The organism is Streptomyces venezuelae (genome assembly GCF_008642275.1).
Classification (GTDB): domain Bacteria; phylum Actinomycetota; class Actinomycetes; order Streptomycetales; family Streptomycetaceae; genus Streptomyces; species Streptomyces venezuelae_E.
In genome coordinates this window covers 3,889,656-3,914,793 of sequence record NZ_CP029189.1, presented here as the reverse complement: position 1 = coordinate 3,914,793, position 25,138 = coordinate 3,889,656, and the positions used below count along the sequence as shown (strand labels likewise).

At 73.3% G+C, this 25,138-nt stretch carries 11 protein-coding genes; 10 read left to right on the top strand and 1 reads right to left on the bottom strand.

The window, feature by feature from the left end; all coding sequences use genetic code 11:
• Window positions 1-77: 77 nt before the first annotated feature.
• Complete coding sequence (locus tag DEJ51_RS17185; RefSeq protein WP_223835846.1) at window positions 78-944, bottom strand: cupin-like domain-containing protein; 867 nt, start codon at window positions 942-944, stop codon at window positions 78-80.
• Between the two features lie 588 nt (window positions 945-1,532).
• Here DEJ51_RS17185 and DEJ51_RS35740 point away from each other — a divergent pair.
• The 10 genes from DEJ51_RS35740 (at window position 1,533) to DEJ51_RS17135 (ending at window position 25,078) form a co-directional block, all read left to right on the top strand.
• On the top strand, window positions 1,533-1,910 hold the full coding sequence (locus DEJ51_RS35740; protein WP_150258377.1) for an MbtH family protein: 378 nt from the start codon (window positions 1,533-1,535) through the stop codon (window positions 1,908-1,910).
• Between the two features lie 121 nt (window positions 1,911-2,031).
• Window positions 2,032-3,612 carry a DUF885 family protein gene (locus tag DEJ51_RS17175; protein WP_190620440.1) on the top strand — a complete coding sequence of 527 codons (1,581 nt, stop codon included), beginning with the start codon at window positions 2,032-2,034 and terminating at the stop codon, window positions 3,610-3,612.
• 9 nt (window positions 3,613-3,621) lie between these two features.
• Window positions 3,622-4,467 (top strand): formylglycine-generating enzyme family protein, encoded by an 846-nt coding sequence (locus tag DEJ51_RS17170; protein ID WP_150258375.1) that lies wholly within the window; start codon window positions 3,622-3,624, stop codon window positions 4,465-4,467.
• Entirely contained in the window at window positions 4,451-5,452 is a 1,002-nt protein-coding gene (gene sbnA, locus DEJ51_RS17165; RefSeq protein ID WP_150258374.1) for a 2,3-diaminopropionate biosynthesis protein SbnA, read from the top strand. The genes DEJ51_RS17170 and sbnA overlap by 17 nt, the downstream gene beginning before the upstream one ends.
• A gap of 2 nt (window positions 5,453-5,454) precedes the next feature.
• Window positions 5,455-6,639 carry a cytochrome P450 gene (locus tag DEJ51_RS17160; RefSeq protein WP_190620438.1) on the top strand — a complete coding sequence of 395 codons (1,185 nt, stop codon included), beginning with the start codon at window positions 5,455-5,457 and terminating at the stop codon, window positions 6,637-6,639.
• Window positions 6,636-13,022 carry a non-ribosomal peptide synthetase gene (locus DEJ51_RS17155; protein ID WP_190620435.1) on the top strand — a complete coding sequence of 2,129 codons (6,387 nt, stop codon included), beginning with the start codon at window positions 6,636-6,638 and terminating at the stop codon, window positions 13,020-13,022. The genes DEJ51_RS17160 and DEJ51_RS17155 overlap by 4 nt, the downstream gene beginning before the upstream one ends.
• 2 nt (window positions 13,023-13,024) lie before the next feature.
• Entirely contained in the window at window positions 13,025-16,117 is a 3,093-nt protein-coding gene (locus DEJ51_RS17150) for a non-ribosomal peptide synthetase (RefSeq protein ID WP_150258369.1), read from the top strand.
• A gap of 5 nt (window positions 16,118-16,122) precedes the next feature.
• Window positions 16,123-16,386, top strand: a complete 264-nt coding sequence (locus DEJ51_RS17145; protein WP_190620434.1) for a phosphopantetheine-binding protein — start codon at window positions 16,123-16,125, stop codon at window positions 16,384-16,386.
• Window positions 16,383-22,772, top strand: coding sequence for a non-ribosomal peptide synthetase (locus DEJ51_RS17140; protein ID WP_150258365.1), 6,390 nt, complete (start codon window positions 16,383-16,385; stop codon window positions 22,770-22,772). The genes DEJ51_RS17145 and DEJ51_RS17140 overlap by 4 nt, the downstream gene beginning before the upstream one ends.
• Complete coding sequence (locus DEJ51_RS17135; protein WP_150258363.1) at window positions 22,769-25,078, top strand: penicillin acylase family protein; 2,310 nt, start codon at window positions 22,769-22,771, stop codon at window positions 25,076-25,078. The genes DEJ51_RS17140 and DEJ51_RS17135 overlap by 4 nt, the downstream gene beginning before the upstream one ends.
• The last annotated feature ends 60 nt before the right edge of the window (window positions 25,079-25,138 follow it).

Genomic DNA, 25,138 nt, shown 5'->3' with positions numbered 1-25,138 from the left:
ATGAGAGGAGGAGCAAGGCCGTGGCCCGGCCTTCGCCAGTGCTCTGACCGGAGAGGTGGAGCCCTCCGGTCGGAGCACTAGGAGATGTAGGAGTAGTACGAGCGCAGTCCGGGCATCAGGAGGCGGCGCGGCAGTCCGGCGACCACCCCCAACGCGAACAGCAGGTTGTAGCGCAGGTTCTTCAGCGGCATGCCCTCGCGCACCGCCGTGACGCCCCGCAGTGCGCTGGCGCGGTCGTGCCAGTCGATGTTGAACGAGATCGAGGCGCCGGGAGAGACGACCTTGTGGAGCGTCCCGGGCGGCATGTAGAAGACGTCACCCGCTTCGACGTCGCAGGTCATGACCGTCGCGTCACGGAAGAGCGGATGCCGTTCGAGGTCCGGCGCCTCCGGGTCGACCTCCGCCCAACGCCAGTTGTAGGGGTAGCACTTGTCGCGCTCGGCGTCGGCCACCATGACGAACCGCTTGGACCCCTGTATCTGGAAGAACAGGTTGTGGGTGAGCAGGGTGTCGAAGTGCAGCGGGGTCACCGCACGGGCGGGCCCGACGAAGAACTGCGTGAACTTCCACCACTGGTCGCGGAAGAACGGGGGGAAGTAGTCGGCCGGGAAGGGCTCCAGTTCGCGGCGCAGCTCCGGGATCATCGACAGCAGCGGCACGTCGTGCAGGTAGCCGGGCGGATCGCCGGCATCGTCCCCCCTGGCGACCGCGGCCTCCCACTCGGCGAGCTGACGGGCGTAGTCGGCGAGCCGGATGACGGCCGTGCGCCCCGTGGACACCGTGCCCACCTTGACCCGGACCTCCTGGTCGGGCGCCGCCTCGGCGAGCCGGGCGGCCGACCACGTGGACACGGCGGGCATGTGCGCGGCCGCGCCGCGCATCAGGACCGGCCTGCGCCCCATGTACTCGGCACGGAACTCCTCCGGGCTCAGATCGGTCCGCACGTCCACAGCGACCGGTTGGGCCGTCGTTGTCACTGACATCTCCTATCGTCTTCCGCGTCGGCGGGCGGGCTCGGGCGCAGGACATCGGCGGCGCCCGGGCGCCGGCGGGGCGCCGGACTCTGCGCGGGCCGCTGTCCAAGTGGGGCGCGGCGCCGGTCGAACAAGGTGCGGTGGCCGGGGTGCGAACAGATCCGCTCGGGCGGCACGGCCTTGGACGGTTTCCGTCCGGCTCGTAATGTCTGTGATCGCTCCGGTCCTGCGCTCCGGCGACTTACCGGGCGCTTCTGCCGGTGTTCGAGGATTCCCAGGTCCGCCCATATGGTCAAGGGGGATTGCACGGGAACTCCTGGTTGACCACTTGACCTGCACCGCCCGAGAAGGACAGCCGCCTGTTCACCGAAAGCGCTGCGGTCCGAGGTTTCTTGACACTTTTTGCGGGGCTGACCTAGCTTGAATCCCGCCGAACTTCGGGAATTGAAATTCCTGGACCGCCACGACGGGCGGCAGATGAAGATCCGGCAGTGTCTTTACCGAGAGCGCATCCCGCACCTCTCTGACCGGTAACTACTGTATGGGACCTCTGATCTGATGTTCGACGACGAGAACGCCGAATACCTAGTGGTGGTAAACGGTGAGGAGCAGTACTCGATTTGGCCGGCCGTCAGCGAACTGCCGGACGGCTGGACGGCGGTGGGCGGCCCGCGTCCCCGCCAGGAATGCCTCGACCACATCGAACGGGTCTGGACGGACATGCGCCCGAAGAGCGTTCGCGAGGCCCTTGAAAACGCCGGATCTCTAATCGCACAAGGAAGTCGAATGGTACTCTCGCAGCTGGTGGACGCCGACGAACTCAAGGCCATGTCCCCCGAGGAGCTCCGCAATATGCTGGCCAGCCTCGACGACGACGTCATCTACGGTGACGACGGTGAGGTCATCGAGCCGAACCCGGCTTCCGAAAACTCCTGACCGGACCCGTCCCGCCCACGTTTAACGAGCAGGACGTCCACACCGATTCCCGCGCGCTGCAGGCTCGCCGCTCTCCGAGAAAAGTGAAATGACGCCCGCTGCTCTGAATTCTGTTTCCGCTGTGGTCGACTACGTTTTCGAGCGTTATCCGCAGGTCGGCAGACGGGCGGGGCGTCATGACTTCGACGCCCGGCTGCCGGAGGTCGTGCCCGACGCTCCGTCCGATGTGGAGGGTCTGCTGTCCGCGGTCCTCGGGCAGCTCGACACCCTGCCCGAGGACGCGGACCCGGAAGTACGGGCGGACCTCGGCACGGCGATGCGGGTACTGACCGACGAGCGGTTCCGCATCGCCGAGCTCGGCCGGGCCCACCGGGGGCCCGACCTGTGGCTGGCCGAGACGGACGTGCACGTCTACCTGCGCGGCGAGTACGCGCCGCTCGACGAGCGCGTCGCGGCGATGTCCCGTCACCTCGCCCAGCTGCCGGACTTCCTCGCCTCCGCGGCGAAGACGTTCGGCGGCACTCTGCCGGCGGGTGAGCGCATCAGCGGTTTCGAGAACGCCCGGGCCCGGGCGGCGTCCGTCCCGAACGTCGTCGCCCAGCTCGTCCGGCAGCGGCCGGACGTCGCCGACGGCTCGCTCCTGGGACTGGCCGACGCGGCGAGCGCCGCGTTCGCGGGCTTCGCGGACGCGGTCGCCGCCACCGCGCCGGCCCGTGCGGTCTTCGGTCCCGACCGGCTCGCCGGCTATCTCGAAGCGGCCGAAGGCATCGACACACCGGTCGACGACCTGCTCGCCGAGGTCGAGACCGAGGTGCGGCAGCTGGTCGCCCGCCTGGACGCGTTGTCGGCGCGACTGGGCGCCGGCAGCCGGCAGGAGCTCTACGAACTGCTGAGCGCACGGCTTCCCGCCGGATCGGTGGTCACCGCGCTGTCGGGGATGATCGAGCGGCTGCGGGAGTTCTGGGCCGGACAGGACGTCATCACGCTGACCAACCGGCACGGTCTCGACATCCGGCCCGCCCGTGACGCGGCGACCTCCGCGGCCGTCGTGTTCGACCACGCCGGAGCGCTCGAACGGGTGCCGCAGCCGCACGTGCTGCACGTCCCCGAGCCGCGCGACCCCGCCGCACTGCGCGACTACCTGAACGAGCCGATGCTCGAGATGATCGCCGTGCACGAGGTCGTCCCCGGCCACTACCTGCACCATGAGGCCACTCCCGAACACGCAGGAGTGATCCGCAGGTGCGTGCCCTGGTTCCCCGGGACCACCGAGGGCTGGGCGCACTACACCGAAGAACTGGCGATCGAACGGGGCCTCGCCGAGGGCCGTCCGCTCATCGAGGTCGCCGCCCTGCGCTACGCGCTGGAAGCCGCGACCCGGCTGCTGGTCTTCCTCTCCGTCCACTCGGGCCGGAGGAAGTTCGGCGCCGCCGCCGCCGAGGCGGCCACCCTCTGCGGGTGGTCGCCGGAACGCGCCGGCCGCGAGGTGCTCGCCGTCGTCGCCAACCCGGCGGGCGCCATGTACACGCTCGGCAAATTGCACATCCGGCGGTGGCGCGAGCTGGCCGGGGTGGGCGACTCGCCCGCCGAACTGAAGGCGTTCCACGACCGGCTGCTGCGCTGCGGCAGCGCGCCGCTGTCCACCGTCTGGCGCTACTACCTCGACGGCCGGCCCGTTCCGGCCGCATCCACCACGATGTAAGGAGAATCCGTGACCCAGGTGACGGCAGAAGTGATCCCCGCCGAGGCGTTCCCCTCGGACCACTGGGTCACCATCCCCGCCGGCCCCTTCACGATGGGCTCCGACGAGCTGCGCGAGGACGGCAAGCCCCGCGCCGCCGCACCCGAGCACCAGGTCGACGTCGCCGAGTTCCGCATGGCCAAGTACCCGGTCACCGTCGCCGAGTTCCGCCGGTTCGTCGAGGCGACGGGCCACGTGACCGACGCCGAGAAGAAGGGCAAGAGCTGGGTCTGGATCGGTGACCCCGCCGTCGTCGTTCCGGACCAGGACTACCTGTGGAAGAACATCGACGGCGCGTCCTGGCGCACGCCGCACGGCCCCGACTCCACCCTGGAGGGCAAGGACAACCACCCGGTCACCCACGTCAGCTCCCTCGACGTGGCCGCCTACTGCGAGTGGTCCGGCACCCGTCTGCCCACCGAGGCCGAGTGGGAGAAGGCCGCCCGCGGCACCGACGGCCGGCGTTACGCGTGGGGCAACGAGGAGCCCACCGCCGAGCACTGCAACCACACCATGAACGTCGCCGACACCACCCCGGTCGACGCCTACCCGCAGTCGGCCGGTCCGTACGGCGTCGTGGACCTCACCGGCAACGTCTGGGAGATCACCTCCAGCGCCTTCCACCACTACCCGTACGACGAGGGCAAGCCGGGACGCGTCATCAAGACGAAGGAAGGCTCGGTCGAGCTCGGCGTCATCCGCGGCGGCTCCTTCTACAACAACTGTGACCCGCGTGGCTGCCTGGCGTGGGTACGGATCTACAACCTGCCCGACTACAGCTGCTACGACATGGGCTTCCGTGTCTGCGCCCGCTGACCTACGACGGACAGACCGGCAGCTGCTCGACCGCGTGGAGGCGCTCCTGGGCAACCTGCCCAGGACCCGGGTCGTGCGGCTGCCTCATCCGGGGATCCGGCTCTACGCCAAGATGGAGTCGGAGAACCGGGCGGGGAGTTCGAAGGACCGGGCGGCGATCTGGATCCTCCGTGAGGCGGTCCGGCGCGGCGAGATCACCCGCTCCACCACGGTGGTCGAGTCGTCCTCCGGGAACTTCGCCCTCGCCCTCGCACACTTCCTGAACGAGCTGGGCGTGCCGTTCGTGCCGGTGCTGGACCCCAACGTCAACGCGGCCACCGAGCGGACGCTGCGGCGGCTGTGCGCCCGCGTGGAGAAGGTCACCGAACCGGACGGCACCGGCGGCTACCTGCTGAGCAGGCTCGCCCGGGTCGCCGACCTGCGCGCGGAGCTGGCGGACGTGTACTGGCCGAACCAGTACGCCAATCCGGACGGCGCGCGCGGCCACTACGAGCTGACCGCGCCGGAGCTGCTCGACGACATCGGCCGGATCGACTACCTCTTCGTGGGCGTCGGCACCGGCGCGACGATCAACGGCCTCTCGCGCCGCCTCGGCGAGGTGCACCCGGAGGCCGCTGTGGTCGCCGTCGACGTCGAGGGTTCGGCGATCTTCGGTGCCCCGCCGGCCCGCCGGCGCATCCCGGGCATCGGGTCCAGCATCCGTCCGCCCCTGATCGACGACGCCTGGATCACCAAGGTCGTCGTGCAGTCCGAGCTGGACGAGGTGGCCGGCTGCCGGGCGCTGCTCAGCAGCCACGGGATCTACGCGGGCGGTTCCACCGGCTGCGTCTACGCGGCCATCACCCGTCATTTCGAAGGGCACACGGGCCCGGAGCCGGTCGTGGCGTTCCTGTGCGCCGACAGCGGCGAACCGTACGCCGACACCGTCTACTCGGACGAGTGGGTCGCCGAACACCTCACACCGGTCGCAACCAAGGGAGCATGAGCGTGACGACGAGCGTGTGGACGCCGCCGCCCGCAGACGAGGCAGAGCTGACCGACTGGCTGCGCGCACGCGAGCCGGTCACCCGGGCGCCGGGCACCGGCGGCTGGCACGTCTTCGGTTACACGGAAGTCAAGGAAGTACTCGCCAACCACGGCGCGTTCTCCAACGCCGTGGTGCGGCCGGTGCCCGATGACTCGCCGATGCGCCTGTACCGCACGGGCAACCTCACCTGGATGGACCCGCCACGCCACCGCAACCTGCGGGGCCTGGTGAGCCAGGCGTTCACGCCCCGCTGGGTCTCCGGGCTGGAACCGATGGTCCGCGAGACCGTCGGGAGCTTCATCGACGGCCTGCACGGGCGCGACGAGGTGGACTTCGTACGCGAGTTCGCCTCGCCGGTCGTGGCCACCGTCATCGCCCGGATGCTCGGCATTCCCACCAAGGGGCAGCAGCTGTTCCAGGAGTGGTCGAGGAGCCTCATGACGCTCGCCGACCCGAGCGCCGAGGGCAACGGCCTGCAGAAGGTGCTCACCCTGACCCAGCTCGCCGAGGCGTACCTGCACCGGTTCATCGCTCAGCGGCGCGCCGCCCCCACCGACGACCTGACCAGCAAGCTCATCGCGGCCGAGATCGACGGCGACCGCCTCGGCGACGACGAGACGGCCGGCCTGATCGCCCTGCTGATGTCCACCGGGCAGGCCGCCACCATCACGCTGGTGAACGCGATGATCGTCCTCGGACGGCATCCGGACGCCGTGGCAGAGCTGCGGGCCCGGCCGGAGCTGCTCGACGCGGCCATCGACGAGGTCATGCGGTACCGCTCGGAGACCACCCGGGTGGAACGCAAGACCGTCCGGGACGTCGTGATCGGCGGACAGCTGATCCCCGCGGGGGAGTCGGTGTCGGTGTGGATCGCCGCCGCCAACCGCGACCCGCGGGTCTTCGAGGACCCGCACGTGTTCGACATCGAGCGTCCGCACAACCCGCACATCGCCTTCGGGCACGGCATCCACTACTGCCTGGGCGCGCCGCTGGCGCGCCTGGAGATCCGCATCGCCTTGCGTGAACTGCTCGATTCGACCCTGGACTTCACGATCGACCCGGCCCGCACGCGGCTGCTCGACCCCCGGCTCATGTTCGGTGCGAGCGAAGCGACCGTCGGGTTCACATGGAAGGAAAAGCAATGACCGGGTTCGTCCCGGGCGGGCTGGTCGCACGGCTCGCCGCACACGCGCAGGACTCGTCCGAGAGGCCGGCACTGTCGGTCGCGACGCTCGGCGGCGGCCCCCGGGTCGATCTGACCTACGGACAGCTGTGGGGCCGGTCGCTGGCCGTGGCCCGGGCCCTCTCCGAGAAGGTACGGCCCGGCGCGCGCGTGCTGCTGCTGTTCCCGACGGCCCCGGAGTTCGCCCCCGCCTTCCTCGGCTGCCTCGCCGCGGGCGTGATCGCCGTACCCGTGCCGCTGCCGATCGACGAGGTCTCCCGGCGACGGGTGCTCAACGTGGCCCGGGACTGCGACATATCGCTCGTCGTGTCCCTGTCGTTCGTCCGGGACCTGGCCGTCGGCGGCGACGACCCGGAACTGAGCGCGTTCGCCGCGGCCCACGAGTGGCTGCTCGCCGACCTGATCGAGCCCGCGGCCGCCGACGACGGCACGGACCTGCCGCTCGCGGCCGCCGACGACGTCGCGTTCCTCCAGTACACCTCCGGCTCCACCAGCACCCCGCGCGGCGTCGTCGTGACCCACGGTGCCCTGATGCACAACGAGGCCGCCATCCAGCGGGCGTTCGGCGTCGAGCGGGACTCCACGATCGTCAGCTGGCTGCCGCTCCACCACGACATGGGTCTCATCGGCGCGATGCTGCAGCCCCTGTACACCGGTGCCAAGGGCGTCATCCTCGACCCGCTGTCGTTCATCCGGCGCCCGGCGAGCTGGCTGGAGACCATCAGCGCGGAACGCGCCGACATCAGCGGCGGCCCCAACTTCGCCTACGACCTGTGCGTGCGCAAGGTGACCGAGGAGGAGAAGGCCGGGCTCGACCTGTCCAGCTGGCGCGTCGCGTTCAACGGTGCCGCCCAGGTGTACCCGCGCACCCTGCGGGCCTTCAGCGAGTCCTTCGCCGGCTCCGGCTTCCGGTCCGGGGCACACCTGCCCTGCTACGGCCTGGCCGAGGCGACCCTGCTCGTCACGACCGTCGCCCCCACCGTCTCCCGTACCTTCGACGACGGCCGCGAGCTGACCGCCTACCGGCTGCCCGAGCACGCCGAGGTGCGCGTGGTCGACCGTGACGGCGGCAGCGACACCGAACTCGACGCCGGACAGGTCGGTGAGATCGCCGTCGCGAGCGGCAGCAACGGCGCCGGCTACTGGGGCGGACAGGACTTCGGGACCTTCCTGCGCACCGGCGACCTCGGCTTCCGCGACCACGACGAGCTGTTCGTCGTGGGCCGCGCCAAGGACCTCATCGTCCAGCGCGGCCGCAACATCTACCCCGAGGACCTGGAGGCGGACGCCGGTACGTGCCACCCGGACGTCCGGCCCGGCCGCTGCGCCGTGTTCGGCGTCGAGCACGACGGCGACGAGGCGGTCGTGGTGTGCCAGGAGGCGGGCGCGCACACCCCGGCCGAGCGGTACTCCGAGATCGCCGTACGGGTGCGGGCCACCCTGGCGCGGATCCACGGCGTCACCGCCCGCACCGTCCTGGTCGTGCCCCCCGGCACGATCACCAAGACCTCCAGCGGCAAGGTCCAGCGCTATGCGGCCCGGGACCGGTACCTCGACGGCGTCCTGCCCGTCCTGCTCGACGACACCCTCGACGGGCGCGCCTCCTCGCTGACGGAGCTGCTGACGGGCCACGCTCTGCCCGACGCCCTGCGCCTGCACATCGGGGCCCTCCTCGCCCTGCCCGAGCCGCCGCCGGCCGACGCCTCCCTCGCCGACCTCGGCGCCGACTCGCTGACCGCGGTACGTCTGCGCCACGACCTGGAGGAGGCCCTGGGGATCGAGCTGGCGCCGACCGCCGCCCTGCGGGCGGAATCGATCGCCGGACTCGCCACGGCGGCGGCGACGGCCGCGGCGTCCGCGCCGGCCCTTCCGGCCGCGGCGGCGGGCGACGACCACGTGCTCAACCCCGCCCAGCGCGCCCTGTGGTTCCTGCACCGGGCCGTGCCCGACAGCGGCGACTACAACGTGACGCGTGCGTTCCGGGTCACCGGCACCGTCGAGCCCGACGCCTTCCGGGTCGCGCTGCGGGCCGTGACCGCCCGCCACCCGAGCCTGCGTCTGGCGATCACCACGCGCGACGGCGCCCCGCACGCCGAGGTGCTCGGGGCGAACGTCCCCGGCATCGAGGTGACCGACGGACGCGGCTGGAGCGCCGAACGCGTGGCCGCCTGGTACCGCGACATCGCCACGCGGGCCTTCGACCTCGGCTCCGGCACCCCGCTGCGCGCCGCACTGCTGCGCCGCGAGACGGACTGGCTGTTCGCGCTGTCCCTGCACCACATCGTGTGCGACGTGTCGTCCTTCGCCATCGTCATGGCCGACCTGGCCGCCGAGCTGCGCGGTGAGCACGCGGAGCCCCGCGCGGTGGCCGCCCCGGCCGCACGCCGCGACCACGGCGACTTCTGGCGGACCGAACTCGACGGCGAACTGCCCACCCTCACCCTGCCCGACCTCGGTCGGCCGGGCACCGACACGCCCGGGGACGGCACGCCCCGCGAATCCCTCGCCTTCCAGGTGCCGGCCGCCCCGCTCGCCGGGTACGCCCGCGAGCACGGGCTGACCCTGCACAACCTGCTGCTCTCCGCCTACCAGGTGCTGCTGCACCGCCTCTCGGGCCAGGCCGACCTGATCGTCGGCGTGCCCACCGCGGGCCGTACCGACCGGTCCCTGGCCGAATGGGTCGGCTACCTCGTCAACGTGGTGCCCGTACGCTCCGCCTACCGCCCCGAGGTGCCGTTCGCCGAGTTCGCCGCGGCCACCCACCGGCACGTCCTCGACGTGCTGGACCACGCGGACACGCCGCTCTCCGACATCGTGCGGCTGGTCAACCCCGACCGCGACACCGCGACGGCCACGATCTTCCAGGCCATGTTCACCTGCTACACGGCTTCGCTGCCCGGCGCGGCCGGCATCGTGACCGGGGACGAGCACGCCGAACTGCCGGCGGGCGCCGTCACCCTGCACGGTCACTCCGTCCCCGACCACACCACCCAGTCCGACCTCGGCCTGAACGTCGCGGTGCGCGCGGACGTGCTGGACTTCCAGCTCCAGTACGACTCCTCCACGGTCTCCCGTGAGCAGGCCGAACTGGTGGCCCGTACCCTGCCGGTGCTGCTCACCGGCATCGGTACCGGGACGACCGGCCCGCTCCCCCTGCTGCCCGAGGACGAGGCCCGCGCCCTGGTCGCCCGGGGACTGGGTCCCGACGTGCCGCGCCCGGACAACTACCTCGACTCCTTCGAACGCTGGGTCGACCTCGCCCCCGACGCCGTCGCCGTCGACGACGGCCGGGTCCGGCTCACCTACGCCGAGCTGGACGCACGCGCCAACCACGTCGCCGAGCGGCTGCGCGCCGCCGGCGTCGCCACCGACCGCAACGTCGTGATGAGCGCGGGCCGTTCCGCCGACTACCTGGTGGCGCTGGTGGGCCTGCACAAGGCCGACGGCGCCTACGTACCCGTCAGTCCCCGCGAGGCGCCGCTGCGCGCCGGGGCCATGGTCGACGCGGTCGAACCGGCCGCGATCATCGCCGACGCCTCGGGCCGCCACCTGTTCGGTGACCGTGAGGTCTTCGACCTCGCCGATCTGGTCTCGGGAGCCACCGCCGTCCGGCCGCCGCGGCTCTGCCCCGACCACGCCACGTCGACGATCATCCACACCTCCGGCTCCACCGGCGTCCCCAAGGCGGCCGTCTCCACCAACTACGGCGTCACGAACCACATGTGGCAGCTGGCCGAGCACTTCGGGCTCACCGAGCACGACTGCGTCGCCCAGACCGCCCCGGTCTCCTTCGACATCTCCGTCTGGCAGCTGCTGACCCCGCTGATGACCGGTGGCCGGGTGCGGATCGTGCCCGAGCCGGACTCGCAGTCGCCCGCGCGTCTGCTGCGGGCCGTCGTCGACGGCGGCGTGACCATGCTGGAACTGGTGCCGTCCAACATCATGGCGCTGCTCGACGCCGGTCTCGCCGCGACGCCGGGCGCGCTGCGGGTGATGCTGTCCACGGGCGAGACCCTCACGCACGACGTGCTGCGGCGCTGGGTGCGGGAGCTGCCCGGCATCCCCGTGCACAACGCCTACGGTCCGGCCGAATGCACCGACGACGTCACGGCGGGGCTGTGCGCGAGCGGACCCGGCGCACCCATGACCACGGCGGTGGGGCGGCCCCTGGCCAACACCACCGTCCACGTCCTCGACGAACACCTGCAGCCCGTCCCGCCCGGTGTCGTCGGACTGCTGCACGTCGGCGGCGGCGCGGTGGGCCGCGGCTACCGCGGCAACCCGAGGCGGACGGCCGAGATGTTCGTGCCGGACCCCTACGCGACCGCCCCCGGCGGCCGGCTCTACCGCACCGGCGACCTGGGCCGCGTCAACGCCGACGGCGACCTGGAGTTCCTGGGGCGCGCCGACACCCAGATCAAGATCCGCGGCCAGCGGATCGAGGTCGGCGAGGTGGAGGCCGCGCTGCGCCGGTGCCCCGGCGTCGTCGAGGCCGCGGTGAAGGTCCACAACGGGCCGGCGGGTGCCTCGCTCGTCGGGTACGTGTCCCGCGCCGGCGGCCCGGACGGCACCGCCGTCGTGCTCGACGTCGACGAGGACGAGCGGTTCCGCGCCGTCCTCGCCGACCTGCTGCCCCGGCACATGATCCCGACGATCATCGCCGAGCTCGGCCGCCTGCCCCGTTCCAAGAACGGGAAGGTGGACTACCGGTCGCTGTCGTTCTCGGCACCGGCGGCCACCCGGGCCGCGGCCGAGCCGGACGACGCGCTCGCGGCGACCGTACGGACCCTGTGGGCGGACCTGCTGGAGCTCGACGCGGTCGGCTGGGACGACAGTTTCTTCCAGCTCGGCGGTCACTCCCTGCTCGCGCTCGCCATGATCGACCGGGTCAACGCGCTGCTCGACGTGCGGCTGGTGGTCGACGTCGTGTTCGCCAACCCGCGGCTGCGCGACTTCGTCGGCGCCGTGCGCACGGCCGACCGGGCCACCGCCGAACGGGTGCGGGACCGCGTCCCCGCGGACCCGTCCCTGCCCGTCCCGGCCAGCGCGGCGCAGCAGCGCTTCTGGTTCCTGCGCGAGATCGACCCCGATTCGCCGACGTACAACATGCCCGGTGTGCTGCGGCTGCGGGGCGACCTGGACGAGGAGGCGCTGGAGGCCGCGCTGCGCGAGACCCTGGCCGCGCACCCCGTGCTGCTGGCCCGGTTCGCCACCGACGGCGGTGCGCTCACCTGGACCGCCCGCCCGGTCGAGGAGTTCGAGCTCCCCCGTCTGGACCTGCGCGGCCCGGTGGCCGAGCTGGGCGACGCCGTCTTCGACCGGCTGGTCGAGGACGAGGCCGCGGTCGTCGGCGACCTGCGCCGGGAGCTGCCGCTGCGCGCGCTGCTCGTACGGCTCGGGGAGCGTGACCACGGCCTGTTCATCAACATCGACCACATCGTGTGCGACGGCTGGTCCGTGGGGGTCTTCCTGCGCGAGCTGGCCGACCGCTACAACCGGCGGACGCCGGCCGCGGCCGAGTACGGGTTCGCGGACTACTGCTTCGACGAGCGGGCCTGGTGGGACCGGCGTGACCGCGGTGAGACGTCCGCCCTGTGGCGGGACGTGGTGGGCCGTCCGGCCCGGCGGTCCGCCCTCCCGGACCGGGCCGTGCCCGCCGCACCGGGCGAGGAGACGTCCGCGAAGCACGCGGACACGGTCGACGCCGGCCTCGGTGCGGCGGTGCGGGACCTCGCCGTCCGCACCGGCACGACGCCCTACATCGTGTTCGCGACGGCGCTGGCGGCGCTCACCCACAGCGGGACGGCCGAGCGCGAGCAGATCATGCTCGGCACGCTGATCGCCCAGCGCGACCGGCCCGAGTACCGGCGGATCGTCGGCCCGCTGCTGAACGTGTCGGTGCTGGCCGTCGACCTGTCCCCGGCCGACTCGCCGGCCGAGGCGCTGGCCGCCGTCCGGACGGGCGCCCTGCGGGCCTACCGGTCCGCGAACGTGCCCTTCCAGGAGCTGGCACCGCTGCTCACCCCCGCCGCGGGCGGCGACGGGTCACCGTTCGACGTGATGCTCGTCATGCAGCCGCCCTCCCGGCCCGTCGAGCTGTCCGGTCTGCAGGTGGAGACGACCGATCTGGACATCGCCGCGGCCCCCTACCCGCTGCTGATCGACATCGCCGAGCAGAACGGCGGCTACGGGGTGACCTACCGGTACCGGACCGACCGGTTCGACGCGGCGGGCATCGAGGAACTGGCCCACCGACTGCACGCCACGGTGCGCGCCCTGGCCGGCGCCGACGCGGCGTCCCTGGCCGAACTGCTCCCCGTGAGCGATCTCGTGGAGAGGACCTGATCATGACCGAGCCCATCGTGAGCCCCGTGCTGACGCGGTTCTCCTCGTGGCGGCGCGAGCACCCCGAGGCACCCGCCGTGGTCGCGGACGGCCTGACCCTCGGGTACGCGGAACTGGACGCGGCGGCCCGCCGGCACGCGGCGGCGCTGCGGTCCGCCGGTGCCGGGCGGGAGACCCTGGTGGCGCTGGTCGCCGACCGCGGGCCCGGCTACGTCGCCATGATGCTCGGCGTACTGCTCGCCGGCGCGGCCTTCGTCCCGGTGGAGCCCGGCGTACCGGTGCGGCGCGCCCGCCGGATGTGTGCCGACGCCGACGTGCGTGTCCTGCTCGTCGAACCGGGGCACGAGGAGTTCGCCGCGCAGGTCGCCGCCGGGGTGGCCCCGGAACCGACCGTGCTCGTCGCCACCGCGCGGACGGAGTCGCCGGAGCCGGAGTCGGAGCCGGAGCCGGAGCCGGCCCCCGGCACGGCGGCGGACCGGCCGCGTGACGGCCTCGCGTACGTGATCTTCACGTCCGGCTCCACCGGCACGCCCAAGGGCGCGATGGTCGCCGACGGCGGCATGGACAACCACCTGGCGGCCAAGACGGCGGACCTGGGCCTCGGGCCCGCCGACGTCATCGGCCTCACCGCGCCGCTGTCCTTCGACATCTCGGTGTGGCAGACCCTCATCGCGCTGACCGTCGGCGGCCGGACCGCGGTGGCCTCGCCCCGCAACATCTCCGAGCCCGCCGAGCTCGTGGCGTGGGTCCGCCGGCACGGGGTGACCGTGCTGGAGATCGTCCCGTCGTTCCTCGCCGTGCTCACCGCACAGCTCGACGACGAACTGCGGGCCGGGCTGTCCTCACTGCGGTACCTCGTCGCCACCGGGGAGGCCCTCCCCGGGGCGGTCGCCCAGCGCTGGTACGAGCACTGCCCGGACATCCCGATCGTCAACGCCTACGGCCCGACCGAATGCTCCGACGACGTCACCCACCACGTGGTGACCGCCGCCGAGAGCGCGGCCCGTCCCTGGCCGTCGATCGGCCGGGAGGTGCTCAACACCCGCCTGTACGTGGTGGACGCGGACGGCTCCGAGGTACCGGCCGGGACCGAGGGCGAACTGCTCGTCGGCGGCGCCGGCGTCGGCCGCGGCTACATCGGCGATCCGGTGCGCACCGCGCTCTCCTTCGTCCCGGACGGCCTGTCCGGGACGCCCGGCGCCAGGCTGTACCGCACCGCCGACCGGGTGAGCCGCACCGCGGACGGCACCATCGACTTCCACGGCCGCCGCGACCGGCAGGTCAAGGTCCGTGGACACCGGGTCGAGCTGGGCGACGTGGAGGCCGAGCTGCTGCGGGTTCCCGGGGTGCGCTCCGCCGCCTGCGTGTTCACCGGCGGCCGGCTGTGCGCCTTCGTGACGCTCGACGCGCCGACCGACGTGGCCTCCGCCGTGCGCGCCGGCGCCCCCCGCTACCTGGTGCCGCACGAGGTGACCGTGCTCGACCGGATGCCGGTCAACAGCTCGGGGAAGGCCGACCACCGGGCCCTGGAGGACCTGTGCGCGCAGGACGGGCCCGCGGCCGCCACCACGCCCGCCACCCGGGACGCCGACCTGGACGCCGCGCGCGAACTGGTCGCCGAGGCGCTCGGCGTGGCCGCGATCGGCCCTGACGACGACTTCTTCGCCGCCGGCGGCGACTCGCTCCTCGCGATGACGCTGGTCGCCGGTGCCCGCACCCGGTTCGGGGCGGAGGGCACGTCCTTGCGGACGTTCCTGTCCCGGCCGACCGCACGGGGTCTGCTGGCCGCCGTCGAGGTCGCGGAGCCGGTCGCCGCCGCCACCGGCGAACCGCGCACGGCGGACGCCCTGTCCTCCGGGCAGGAGCGGTTGTGGTTCTTCGAGCAGCTGCACCGCCGGAAGGCTCCCAACCTGCTGATCCTCTCCCTCGACCTGCACGGCCCGCTCGACGAGGACGCGCTGCGGCACGCGCTGACCGCGGTCGCCGCCCGGCACGAGCCGCTGCGCACCGTCTTCACCCAGGAGCGCGGCGTCCCGAAGGCCGTCGTACGGCCCGAGGCCGCGTTCCCCCTGGAGACGGGCACCGCGGACGGGGTCGAGATCTCCGCCCGTACCACCGAACCGCCGCTGGCCCGGGCCCGGCTGGCACGCGTAGCGGACGACCACCACGTGCTCTCCGTCGCCCTTCACCACCTGGTCGCCGACGGCTGGTCCCTGGAGGTGCTCAAGCGCGACATCGCCGACCACTACGAGCGGAAGCTGGCGGGCGACTCCTCGGTGACGCCGCCCCGCACCTCGTTCTCCCGGTACGTGGCCGCCGAGCGGGCATGGCTGGAGGGCCCGGACGCCGAGCAGTGCACGCGGTACTGGACCGATCAGCTGGCCGGCACCCCGGGCGCGATCGACCTGCCGCTCGACCGGGCACGGCCGGCCAAGCCCAGCTTCGTCACCGACCACGTGGTCACCCTCCTCACGGAGGAGGAGACCAAGGCCGTCGCGGAGACGGCCCGGGCCCGCGGCGCGACCCCCTTCATGGCGGTGCTCGCCGCCTCGTACGCCGTCCTGCGCGGGGCGACCGCGACCCCCGACCTGGTACTCGGCATCGACTCGGTGAACCGGTCGTGGCCCGGCAGCGAGGAACTGATCGGCACGTTCGTCAACCAGCTGCCGGTCCGGCTCGCGCCCGGCGGAGCACCGTCCTTCGGTGACCTGCTCGACCTGACCCGGCGACAGGTGCTCGGCGCCCAGGAGCACGACCGGCTCCCCTTCCACAAGCTGGTCGCGGCGGTGAACCCGCCCCGGCAGGCGGGGCGGTTCCCGCTGTTCCAGGTGAAGGTCACGCACCAGGGCGCGTGGCGGACGGGGACGCGCATCGGGGACCTCCGCGTCGAGCCGCGTGAGCTGGCGGACCCCGTGATGGACCTTGACTTGATGATCGACGTCTCCGGCGAGACCGACCGGCTGCGGCTGGAGGTCCTGTTCTGGCCCGAGACGCTCGACTCCGCGACGGTCGCGGACTGGACGCAGGCGCTGGCCGACGTGCTGCGCGCCGGAGCGGCCGACCCCGACGCGGTACTGACTTTCGGCGAAAGGTGATGAAGGTGTCTACGCAGGATCAGGTCGCCGAGGTGTGGCGCGAGTTGCTGGAACTGGACGCGGTCGCCGTCGACCAGGACTTCTTCGAGCTGGGCGGCCATTCGATGCTGGCCGTTCAGGTGCTCTACCGGCTCACCGAGGTGACCGGTGTCGAGCTGGCGCTGGAGGACTTCTTCGAGCTGGGCACGATCGAGGAGGTCGCCGCCGAGCTGGACCGCCAGCGCGCCGACCGCCCCGCGGCCGAGCTCGTCTTCGAGGGGGAGCTGTGAGCGCACAGGACGTGATGCGCCGACTCGACGACCTCGGCGTGACCCTGACCCTCGCCGACGACCGGCTCCGCTACCGCGCGCCGGGCGAGGAACTGCCGTCGGAGCTGCTGGCGGAGATGAAGCTGCACCGTGCGGACCTCGTCGGCCTGATCGGCCGGCGCCAGGGGCTGACCTGGCCCCCGCGGCCCGGCGGGGACACCGGTCCGCTGACCGCCGCGCAGCGGTCGCTGTGGGCCACCTCGTACTTCGCCGAGGACGGCACTTACAACCTGAGCGGGGCGCTGCGCCTGCGCGGCCCCCTCGACCGGGACGCGTTCGTCACCGCGCTGCGTGACCTGCACGAGCGGCACCCGTCGCTGCGCACCGTCTTCCCGGTGACGGACGGCGAGCCGCGACAGCTGGTCCTGCCGTCGGTGGAGCCCCCGCTGGCCGTGTCCGACGCGGACGGCCTGGACGCCTGCCTCGCCGAGTGCGCGCGCCTCACCGACCTGCCGCTGGCCCTGGACACGGCCCCGCCCGTGCTGATGCGCCTGTTCCGTCTCGCGCCGCAGGACCACGTCTTCTTCTTCGTCCTGCACCACGTGATCGCCGACGGCACGTCCTTCGGCCCGCTCCTGGACGACCTCGCGCGCTGCTACGGCAGCCGGGTCGCGGGACGGCGGCCGCCCGCCGCCGGTGACGACGTGGCCGTGGTCGACTACGCCCGCTGGGAGGCCGACCGGGTCGCGCTCGCCGACGTCGCCGCCTCCCGCCGGTACTGGCGGGAAGCGTTCGACGACGCGTCGCTGAGCGCCCTCCCCCTGCCCCCGCCGCTCGACGGCGCCGCCGGTACCGAGCGCGGCCACGCCCACCGCGTGGTCGTCCCCGCCGACACCACCGCCGCCGTGCGCCGGATCGCCGAACAGGCGCGCGCCGGCGTCTTCACCGTGGTGTCCACCGCGGTCGCGGTGGCGCTGTCCCGTTACACCGGCCGCACCGACCTGGTGGTCGGCATGCCGGTCTCCCGCCGGGACCGCACCGGCCTGGAACGGGTCGTCGGCCTGTTGCTCGACATGGTGCCGGTCCGGCTGGACGCCGGCCCCGCGCCGTTCGCCGAGCTGGTGCGCCGTACCCGGTCGGCGGTGCTCGGCGCGGTCCGCCATGCGCCCGTGCCCGAGGACGTCCCCGCGGCCCGTTCGGCGTTCAACGTCATCGTCACCGACCTCGGCACCACCCTGCCCGCTCCCGACTTCCCCGGTCTGGAGATCGATCACGTCGAGGTGGCCCAGGTCGGCGCCAAGTACGGCCTGAACTTCCTGGTCCGTGACGAGGGCGACACGCTCGCCCTGTACGTCGAGGCGGACCGCCGGGTCGTGGCCGACACGGACGTCCGGGCCGTGGCCGACACCGTCCTCGCCGTCCTGACGGCCGCCGGCGCCGAGCCGGACGCCCCGGTCGCCGAGCTCGCCGCCGGAACCTTCGGTGTCGCCGCGCCGGGCGCGGTCGCCGCACCCCAGCGGCTGCCCCGCGCCGACGAGTCGCTGACGGGCCGCCTGGCCGCGATGGCCCGGACGCGCCCGGACGCGATCGCCGTCACCGGGCCCGAGGGCGCCCTGACCTACGCGGAGCTGTGGGCGCGGATCGAGGCGACCGCGGGGGCCCTGCGTGCTCGCGGGACCGGCGCCGGGGACGTCGTGGCCGTCTCGCTGCCGCGCGGCCTGGACCTCGTCGTCGCCATCATCGGGGTCATGGCCTCGGGCGGGGCGAGCCTGGTCCTGCACGAGTCCTGGCCGACCGCGCGCGTGACCGACATCCTCACCGACTCGGGCGCCCGCCTCACCATCACCGACGACGCCACGGTGCCCGGGGAACGGGCCGCCCTCGCCGAACTCGTGGACGCCCCGGTGAAGGTGCCGCTCGCCCACGTGCCCGCGCACGCCCCCGCGTACGTGATCTACACCTCCGGCTCCACCGGCCGGCCCAAGGGCGTGCGGGTCACCCACCACAACGTGCTGAGCCTGCTCGATGCGACGGCCGACGGCTACGGCCTCGGCCCCGACGACGTCTGGACCCTCTTCCACGCCTGCTCGTTCGACGTCTCGATGTACGAGATGTTCGGCTGCCTCGTGCACGGCGGCCGGCTCGTCGTGGTGCCGCGGCTGACGACGTGGGAGCCGGAGGAGTTCGCCGAGCTGTGCGCCCGCGAGCGGGTGACCGTGCTCAGCCAGACCCCCTCGGCGCTGACCGTCATGCTGCCCGCGCTCGCCGCGCTCCCCGAGTCGACCGCGCACATGCGCTACGTGCTGTTCGCCGGCGAGGCCCTGGACCGGCGCCTGGTCGAGCGCTGGTACGAGGAGGTCGGACACCGCACCGAGCTCGTCAACATGTACGGGATCACCGAGACGACGGTGCACGCGTCGTGGCGCCGGCTGCGGCCCGAGGACACCCGTACCGCGGAGTCCGACATCGGCACGCCGCTGCCCGGCACCGCTCTGCACGTGCTCGACGACAACGGCGTCCCGGTCGCCGACCGCTGCGTCGGCGAGATCTACGTCGGCGGCCCGCAGGTCAGCGACGGCTACCTCGGCCGACCGCGGGAGACCGCCCTGCGGTTCCTGCCGGACCCCTTCGGCGACGTCCCCGGCGCCCGCATGTACCGCTCCGGCGACCTCGCCCGGCGCAACGGCACGACCCTCGCCTACCTCGGCCGCCGCGACCAGCAGGTCCAGGTCAACGGCTTCCGCGTCGAACTCGCCGAGATCGAGGCGGCGTTCTCCGCACGTCCCGGCGTCGCCGCGGCCGGTGCCGCGGTCACCGCGGACGACAGCGGCGCGCACCTGGTGGCCGTCGTCGTCCCCGAGCCCGGCGCCACGCCCGACCCCGCGGAGCTCCTGACGGCGGTCCGCTCGACGCTGCCCCGCTACATGGTTCCGCGCACCGTCGTGGTGGTCGACGACCTCCCCCTCACCAACAACGGCAAGCTCGACCGGCGGGCCGTCGTCGCCGCCGCGGCCGACGGCACGGCGGCCGGGCCCGCCCCGGCGGGACAGGGCGAAGCGGCCCCGTCCGGCCCGCGCGAGGCCCTGCTGCTGGACGTGTTCCGCGAGGTGCTCCTGGACCCGTCCCTCGGCACCGGCACCGACTTCTTCGACGCCGGCGGCGACTCGATGCGCGCGATCCGCGTGGTGAGTCTCGCCAAGGACCGGGGTGTGGGCCTGACCGTGCGCGACGTGTACGCCGCGCCGACGGTCGCCGCCCTCGCGCCGCGGACGACCGACGTGGTGGAGCGGACGGGGCGCGAGCCGTTCTCGGGGCTGCCGGACGGTGTCGTCCTCCCGCCGGACGTCGTCGACGCCTACCCGATGACGGCTCTGCAGTCGGGGATGATGTACCACCAGGAGATGGCGCCCGACGCCCGCGTCTACCACATCATGCTGAGCTACCGGGTGCGTGGCGTGCTGGACCCGGCCGCGTTCCGCGCGGCCGCGCAGGCCGTCACCGACGCCCATCCGGTGCTGCGCACCAGCTTCGATCTCGCCAACGCGCTGGGCCCGCTGCAGCGGGTGCACACCGGTGTCGAGGTGCCGGTCACGTTCGAGGACCTCACCGGCCTCGACACCGACGTCCAGGACGAACGGATCCGTCAGGTCGTGGCGCGCGAGACCGCCGAGGACTTCGACCTGGCCCGGCCCGGCCCGTTCCGGCTCGTGGCGCTCACCACGTCCGCCACCGACTATCAGTTGATCTTCACCCACCACCACGCCATCCTCGACGGCTGGTCGGTGAACGTCTTCTTCGAGGACCTGCACGCCCGGTACACGGAGCTGCTCGACACGGGCACGGCGACGCCGCAGCCGATCCCGCGCACCGCCTTCGGCGACTACGTGGCCCTGGAGCGGGCGGCGCTCACCGATGACGGGCACCGCGCGTTCTGGGCCGGGCGCACCGCCGGACCGGCCCGGCTGATCGCGCCGGAGCGATCGGGCACGCCCGTGATGCGGCAGTTCCACGTGGACCTCTCCGGGCGGCTCGACGACCTGCGGGCCGTCGCGGCCCGGCTGGGCGTGCCGGTCAAGGCGCTGCTCTCCGCCGCACACCTGCGGGTGGTGTCCTGGCTGACCGGCTCCGACGAGGTGACCACCAGCATGGTGTTCGCCTGCCGGCCCGAGGACTCCGACGCCGACCGCGTTCTCGGCCTCTTCCTCAACCAGCTGCCCGTGCGGATCGCGCTGGGCGAGCGGTCGTGGGCGGAGCTGGCGGTGCGCTTCCACGAGGAGGAGCAGGAGATGATGCGGCACCGCTGGTACCCCAGCGCCGCCGTCCAGGCCTCGTACGGCGCAGGGCCGCTGTTCGACTCCGGCTTCAACTTCACGGACTACCACGACACCCGCCGCATGGTCGGCGCCGGTGGCCTGGAGCTGCTGGACGCGCAGGAGCTGGAGTCCACGCACTACGTGTACAGCTCGGCCTACACCGTCGACGTCCGCACCCACGAGCTGCGGCTGTTGATGGAGTACGACGCCGCGGCGCTGCCGGAGAGCACGCTGGCACTGGCGGCGGAGGTGCACCGCAGGGCGCTCGCCTCGATCGTCGAGGACGCCGGACGGTCCTTCCGCGAGACCCCGCTGCCCGGCATCGCCGACCTGGCACGCCTCCTGGCGTCCGGCCCGGCCGCCGACGCCGCCCCGTCGCCCGCCGGTGGCGCCGGTACCCCCGTACGTCCGGTCCCGGCAGCGGTCCCGGCCCCGGTCCCGGCGGCTGTCCCGGCGGCTGTCCCGGCGGCTGTCCCCGCCGCTACGGCGGAGCCGGTCCGTGCGGCCCTGGAGGCCGGCGTCCGCGAGATCTGGACCGAGGTCCTCGGCATCACGGACGTGGACGCGCAGACGCCGTTCTTCGACGCGGGCGGGGACTCGCTCACCGCCATGCAGGTGGTCAGCCGGCTCCGGGCCCGCCACGGTGCCCTGTCGATGCGGGCCTTCATGGCCAGGCCCACGATCGCGGGCCTGGTGGACACGCTGGCGGACGGCGTCGCCCCGGCGCCGCGGTCCACGGGGCATGCCGTCGCCCCGTCGGCGACCCGCCACCCGCTCTCGCGCGCACAGCGCCAGATGTGGGACGTGGCCCAGCAGCTGCCCGGGGTCGGCCTGTTCGCCGTGGCGGGCGCGCTGCGCGCCGACGGCCCGCTGGACATCGCCGTCCTGGAGCGGACCTTCGCCGAACTGGCGACCCGCCACGAGGCGCTGCGCACCCGGTTCGAGGACACCGGCGAGGGCCCCGTCCAGGTGGTCGAACCGCACGTCACGGTCAGGATCGACATCGAGGACCACTCGGCCGACGAGGACCCGGCCCGTCGCTGCGAGCAGCGCATGGCCGCTGCCGCCCGGGAGGCGCTGCCGCTCGACCGGGCGCCGCTCGTCCGTGTCGCCGTGCACCGGCTCGGTACGGACCGGCACGTCGTCTTCGTGAACCTGCACCACATCGTGTGCGACGGCCGTTCCCTCACGGTGCTGCTGTCCGAGGCGGCCCGGATCTACCGGGAGATCGCCGCCGACGGCGCGCCCGCGCCCCGGCCGGTCCCCCGGGGCAGCGCCTCGCTCGCCGAGGAGCGGGCCGCCTGGCTCGCCACCGACGAAGGGGCGCGGCAGCTGGAGTTCTGGCTGGACCGGCTCGACCCTCCGTTCCCCGCGCTCGCCGACGGCCCCGGCAGCCGCTTCGCGGAACTGAACACGAAGGCGTCGTTCGTGCAGCAGCTGCGGTCCGCGGTGACCGTCGCGACGCTCCCGGCCGACGAGGTGCGGGCGGTCCGCAGCGCGGCCCGCCGGCACGGCATGACCGACTTCATGCTCGTGCTCGGGGCCTACGCCGCGACGCTGCGGGCGTGGAGCGGCCAGGAAGACATCCGCATCGCCACCATGCTCGCCAACCGCGTGGAGCCGGGCATGGACGAGGTCGTCGGACTCGTCACCAACACCGTCGTGCTGCGCATGCGGCTGGACGACACGGACCCGGTCGCGGTCGGCCGCCAGGCCCGAGAGGTCTGCGTCGATGCCTTCGACAACCAGGAACTGCCCTTCGAGGAGGTGCTCGCCGAGCTCCAGAGGCGGCACCCGGACCTGGGCCCGGTGTTCGAGGCGGTGCTCGTCGGGCAGGAGGAGGTCGCCACCGTCGCGCCCGACGACGGCCTCGTGTTCTCGCCGTACACCGCCGCCGACGGCGACGTCCTGGGCGCGCAGGTCGTGGCCACGTCGTCCGGTTTCGTGCTCGGACTCGTGCCCTCCGGGGACGAGTTGGTGTTCGAACTGCGCTACAAGCCCGCGACGACGTCGAAGGAGCTGGCGGCCGAGCTGGTCACCGCGATCACGACCGCCGTCAGGACCGCCGCCGCAGCCCTTCTGGAGACGCCGTGAGCACGTGCCCGACCCACCGTCCGCGCCTCGGCCGCCTGTGGCTGTTCCCGACGGCCCGGGTCGTGGGCGCGGCGGGCGCGGCCACCGTCCTGCTCGCGGCCGCGCTGCTCGCGTGGCCGTGGGTGTCGGCGTCCGTGCTCGCCGCGGGCGCGGCCGGGATCGCCGGTTACGTGCACCGCAACTGCGGCCGGGTCGCAGTTGAGCGGCGGATGCTGCGCGCCCTGAAGGACTCGGCGCCCCGCTGTCCCGGTGAGATCGAGGTGGCCACGCTGACCGCACCGGTGCGTGCCGAGTGCCGCGCCGACGGCGTCACCCGGATCACCGCGCAGACGTACCACGACGCGGTCCGCGCGCTCGGCTACACCATGGGGCGCGACCGCGGGTTCCAGCTGGACCTCGTGCGCCGCACCGGAGGCGGACGGCTCTCGGAGGTGTGGGGCCGCACCGCCCTGCCGGTGGACACCGTCTACCGCCGCCTCGGGCTGGCCGCCGCCGCCCACAAGGCGGCCGAGGAGCTCGCCGGGCCGGAACGGGAGCTGCTGAGCGCGTTCGCGGAGGGCGTCAACGCGGCCTACGCGCAGGAGACCCCGTTCGAGTGCCGGTTCCTGTCGTACCGGCCCCAGCCGTGGCGGGTGGAGGACAGCGTGCTCACCTCGCTCGTGCTGTCCCACTCGCTCTCCTACAACGAGGAGTCCAAGCGGGCGGAGGCGGTCATGCGCCGGGCGCTGCCCGCATCCGTCGCCGACTTCCTCCTGCCCGGTACCGGGACCGTGTCCCCGCCCGCCGACCTGGCGCGCCACCGCGGCGAGGTCGCGGCCCCCGACCTCGTCGCCCCCGACAGCGCCGTCCCGGGCTCCAACTGCTGGACCGCACCGGGTGACGGACCGCTGCTCGCGAACGATCTGCACCTGGCCCTCGGCGTGCCCAACGTCCTCTACGAGGTGGACCTCGCCTGGCCCGGCACCCGGCTGCGCGGTCTCGCCAGCCCGGGTCTGCCGGTCGTGCTCTCGGGCACCAACGGGCGGATCGCCTGGGGCGTCACGAACCTGACCGCCGATGTGCTCGACCTCGTCCCGGCCGAAGGGGAGGAGCTGAGCACGAGGACGGAGGAGATCCGGGTCCGCGGCCGCCGACCGGCCACCGTGGACGTCACCACCGTCGGCACGATGCCGGTCTCGCCGGCGCCGCTGTGCGGGGAGAAGGTCGCCGTCCGCTGGACGGGACACGACCCCCGCGCCGCCGACCTGCGCTTCCAGCGGCTGGCCCACGCCGCCGACGTCGACGCGGCCGTCGCGATCCTCGACGAGGCCCACGGTGTCGCGCTCAACGTCCTGGTCACGGACCGGGAGCGGATGGCCCACCTGGCGACGGGACTGCTGCCCCGCCGTCCCGCCGGCACCCCTCGCACCGAACCCGCCGACGGGCACCTCACCGGGCCGGAACGCCCTCGGATCGTGGATCCCGCCGACGGCATCCTGGTGTCGGCGAACGACGGGGCCCTCCCCGAGGACGAGTTCCGGATCGGTCTCGACCTGGACCCCGGCCACCGGGCCCGCCGCATCCGCGACGTCCTCGGCTCGGCCCGACGCCACGACGCGGCGGGGATGCACGCGCTGCAGCACGACATCGCGGCCGACGTGTACCTGCCCTACCGAGACCTCGCGGTCGCCGCGCTCCCGCCCGGTGACCCGGTCCGTTCCCTCCTGCAGGAATGGGACGGCACCGCGGACTCCGGGTCCCGGGCCTTCGCCGTGCTCGTACGTCTGCGCGACGTCCTCGCCCGGCGGATCCTCGCCCCGTACGTCGCGGTCTGCCGCGAGCACGAACCGGCCTTCCGGTTCCCTTTCCGGGACTACGACCGGCCGCTGCTCGCGATCCTCGGCGCGCGCGACATCGCGCTGCTGCCCGCGGGTACCGCCGACGTGGACGGTTTCGTCGCCGACTGCGTGAGGTCGGCCCTGCGCGACCGGCCGCAGGAATGGGGCCGCCTGAACAAGGTGGGCCTGCGGCACCCGCTCGCCGCGCTCGTGCCGTGGGCGGACCCGGTGCTCGGCATCCGTCCGCGTGCCCAGGCCGGGATGCTGCACACCGTGCGCACCGCCGTCCCCGGGTTCGGTGCCGCCGGCCGGATCGTGGTCACGGTGGACGAACTCGTCACCGCGGAGCTGCCCGCCGGCCAGTCCGGGCACCCTCTGAGCAGGCACTACGCGGACCGCCATGCCCGCTGGGCGAGCCGCGCCCCGCTGCGGCCACGCGCACGCCGGGCCGGCTGCGGCCACGTGCTCCGGCCTGCGGCCGGCCGTTGAGGCGTACGCCGGGGAAAAGGACGAGGGCGGCGCGGCAGACGCGCCGCCCGTACCGTCCGA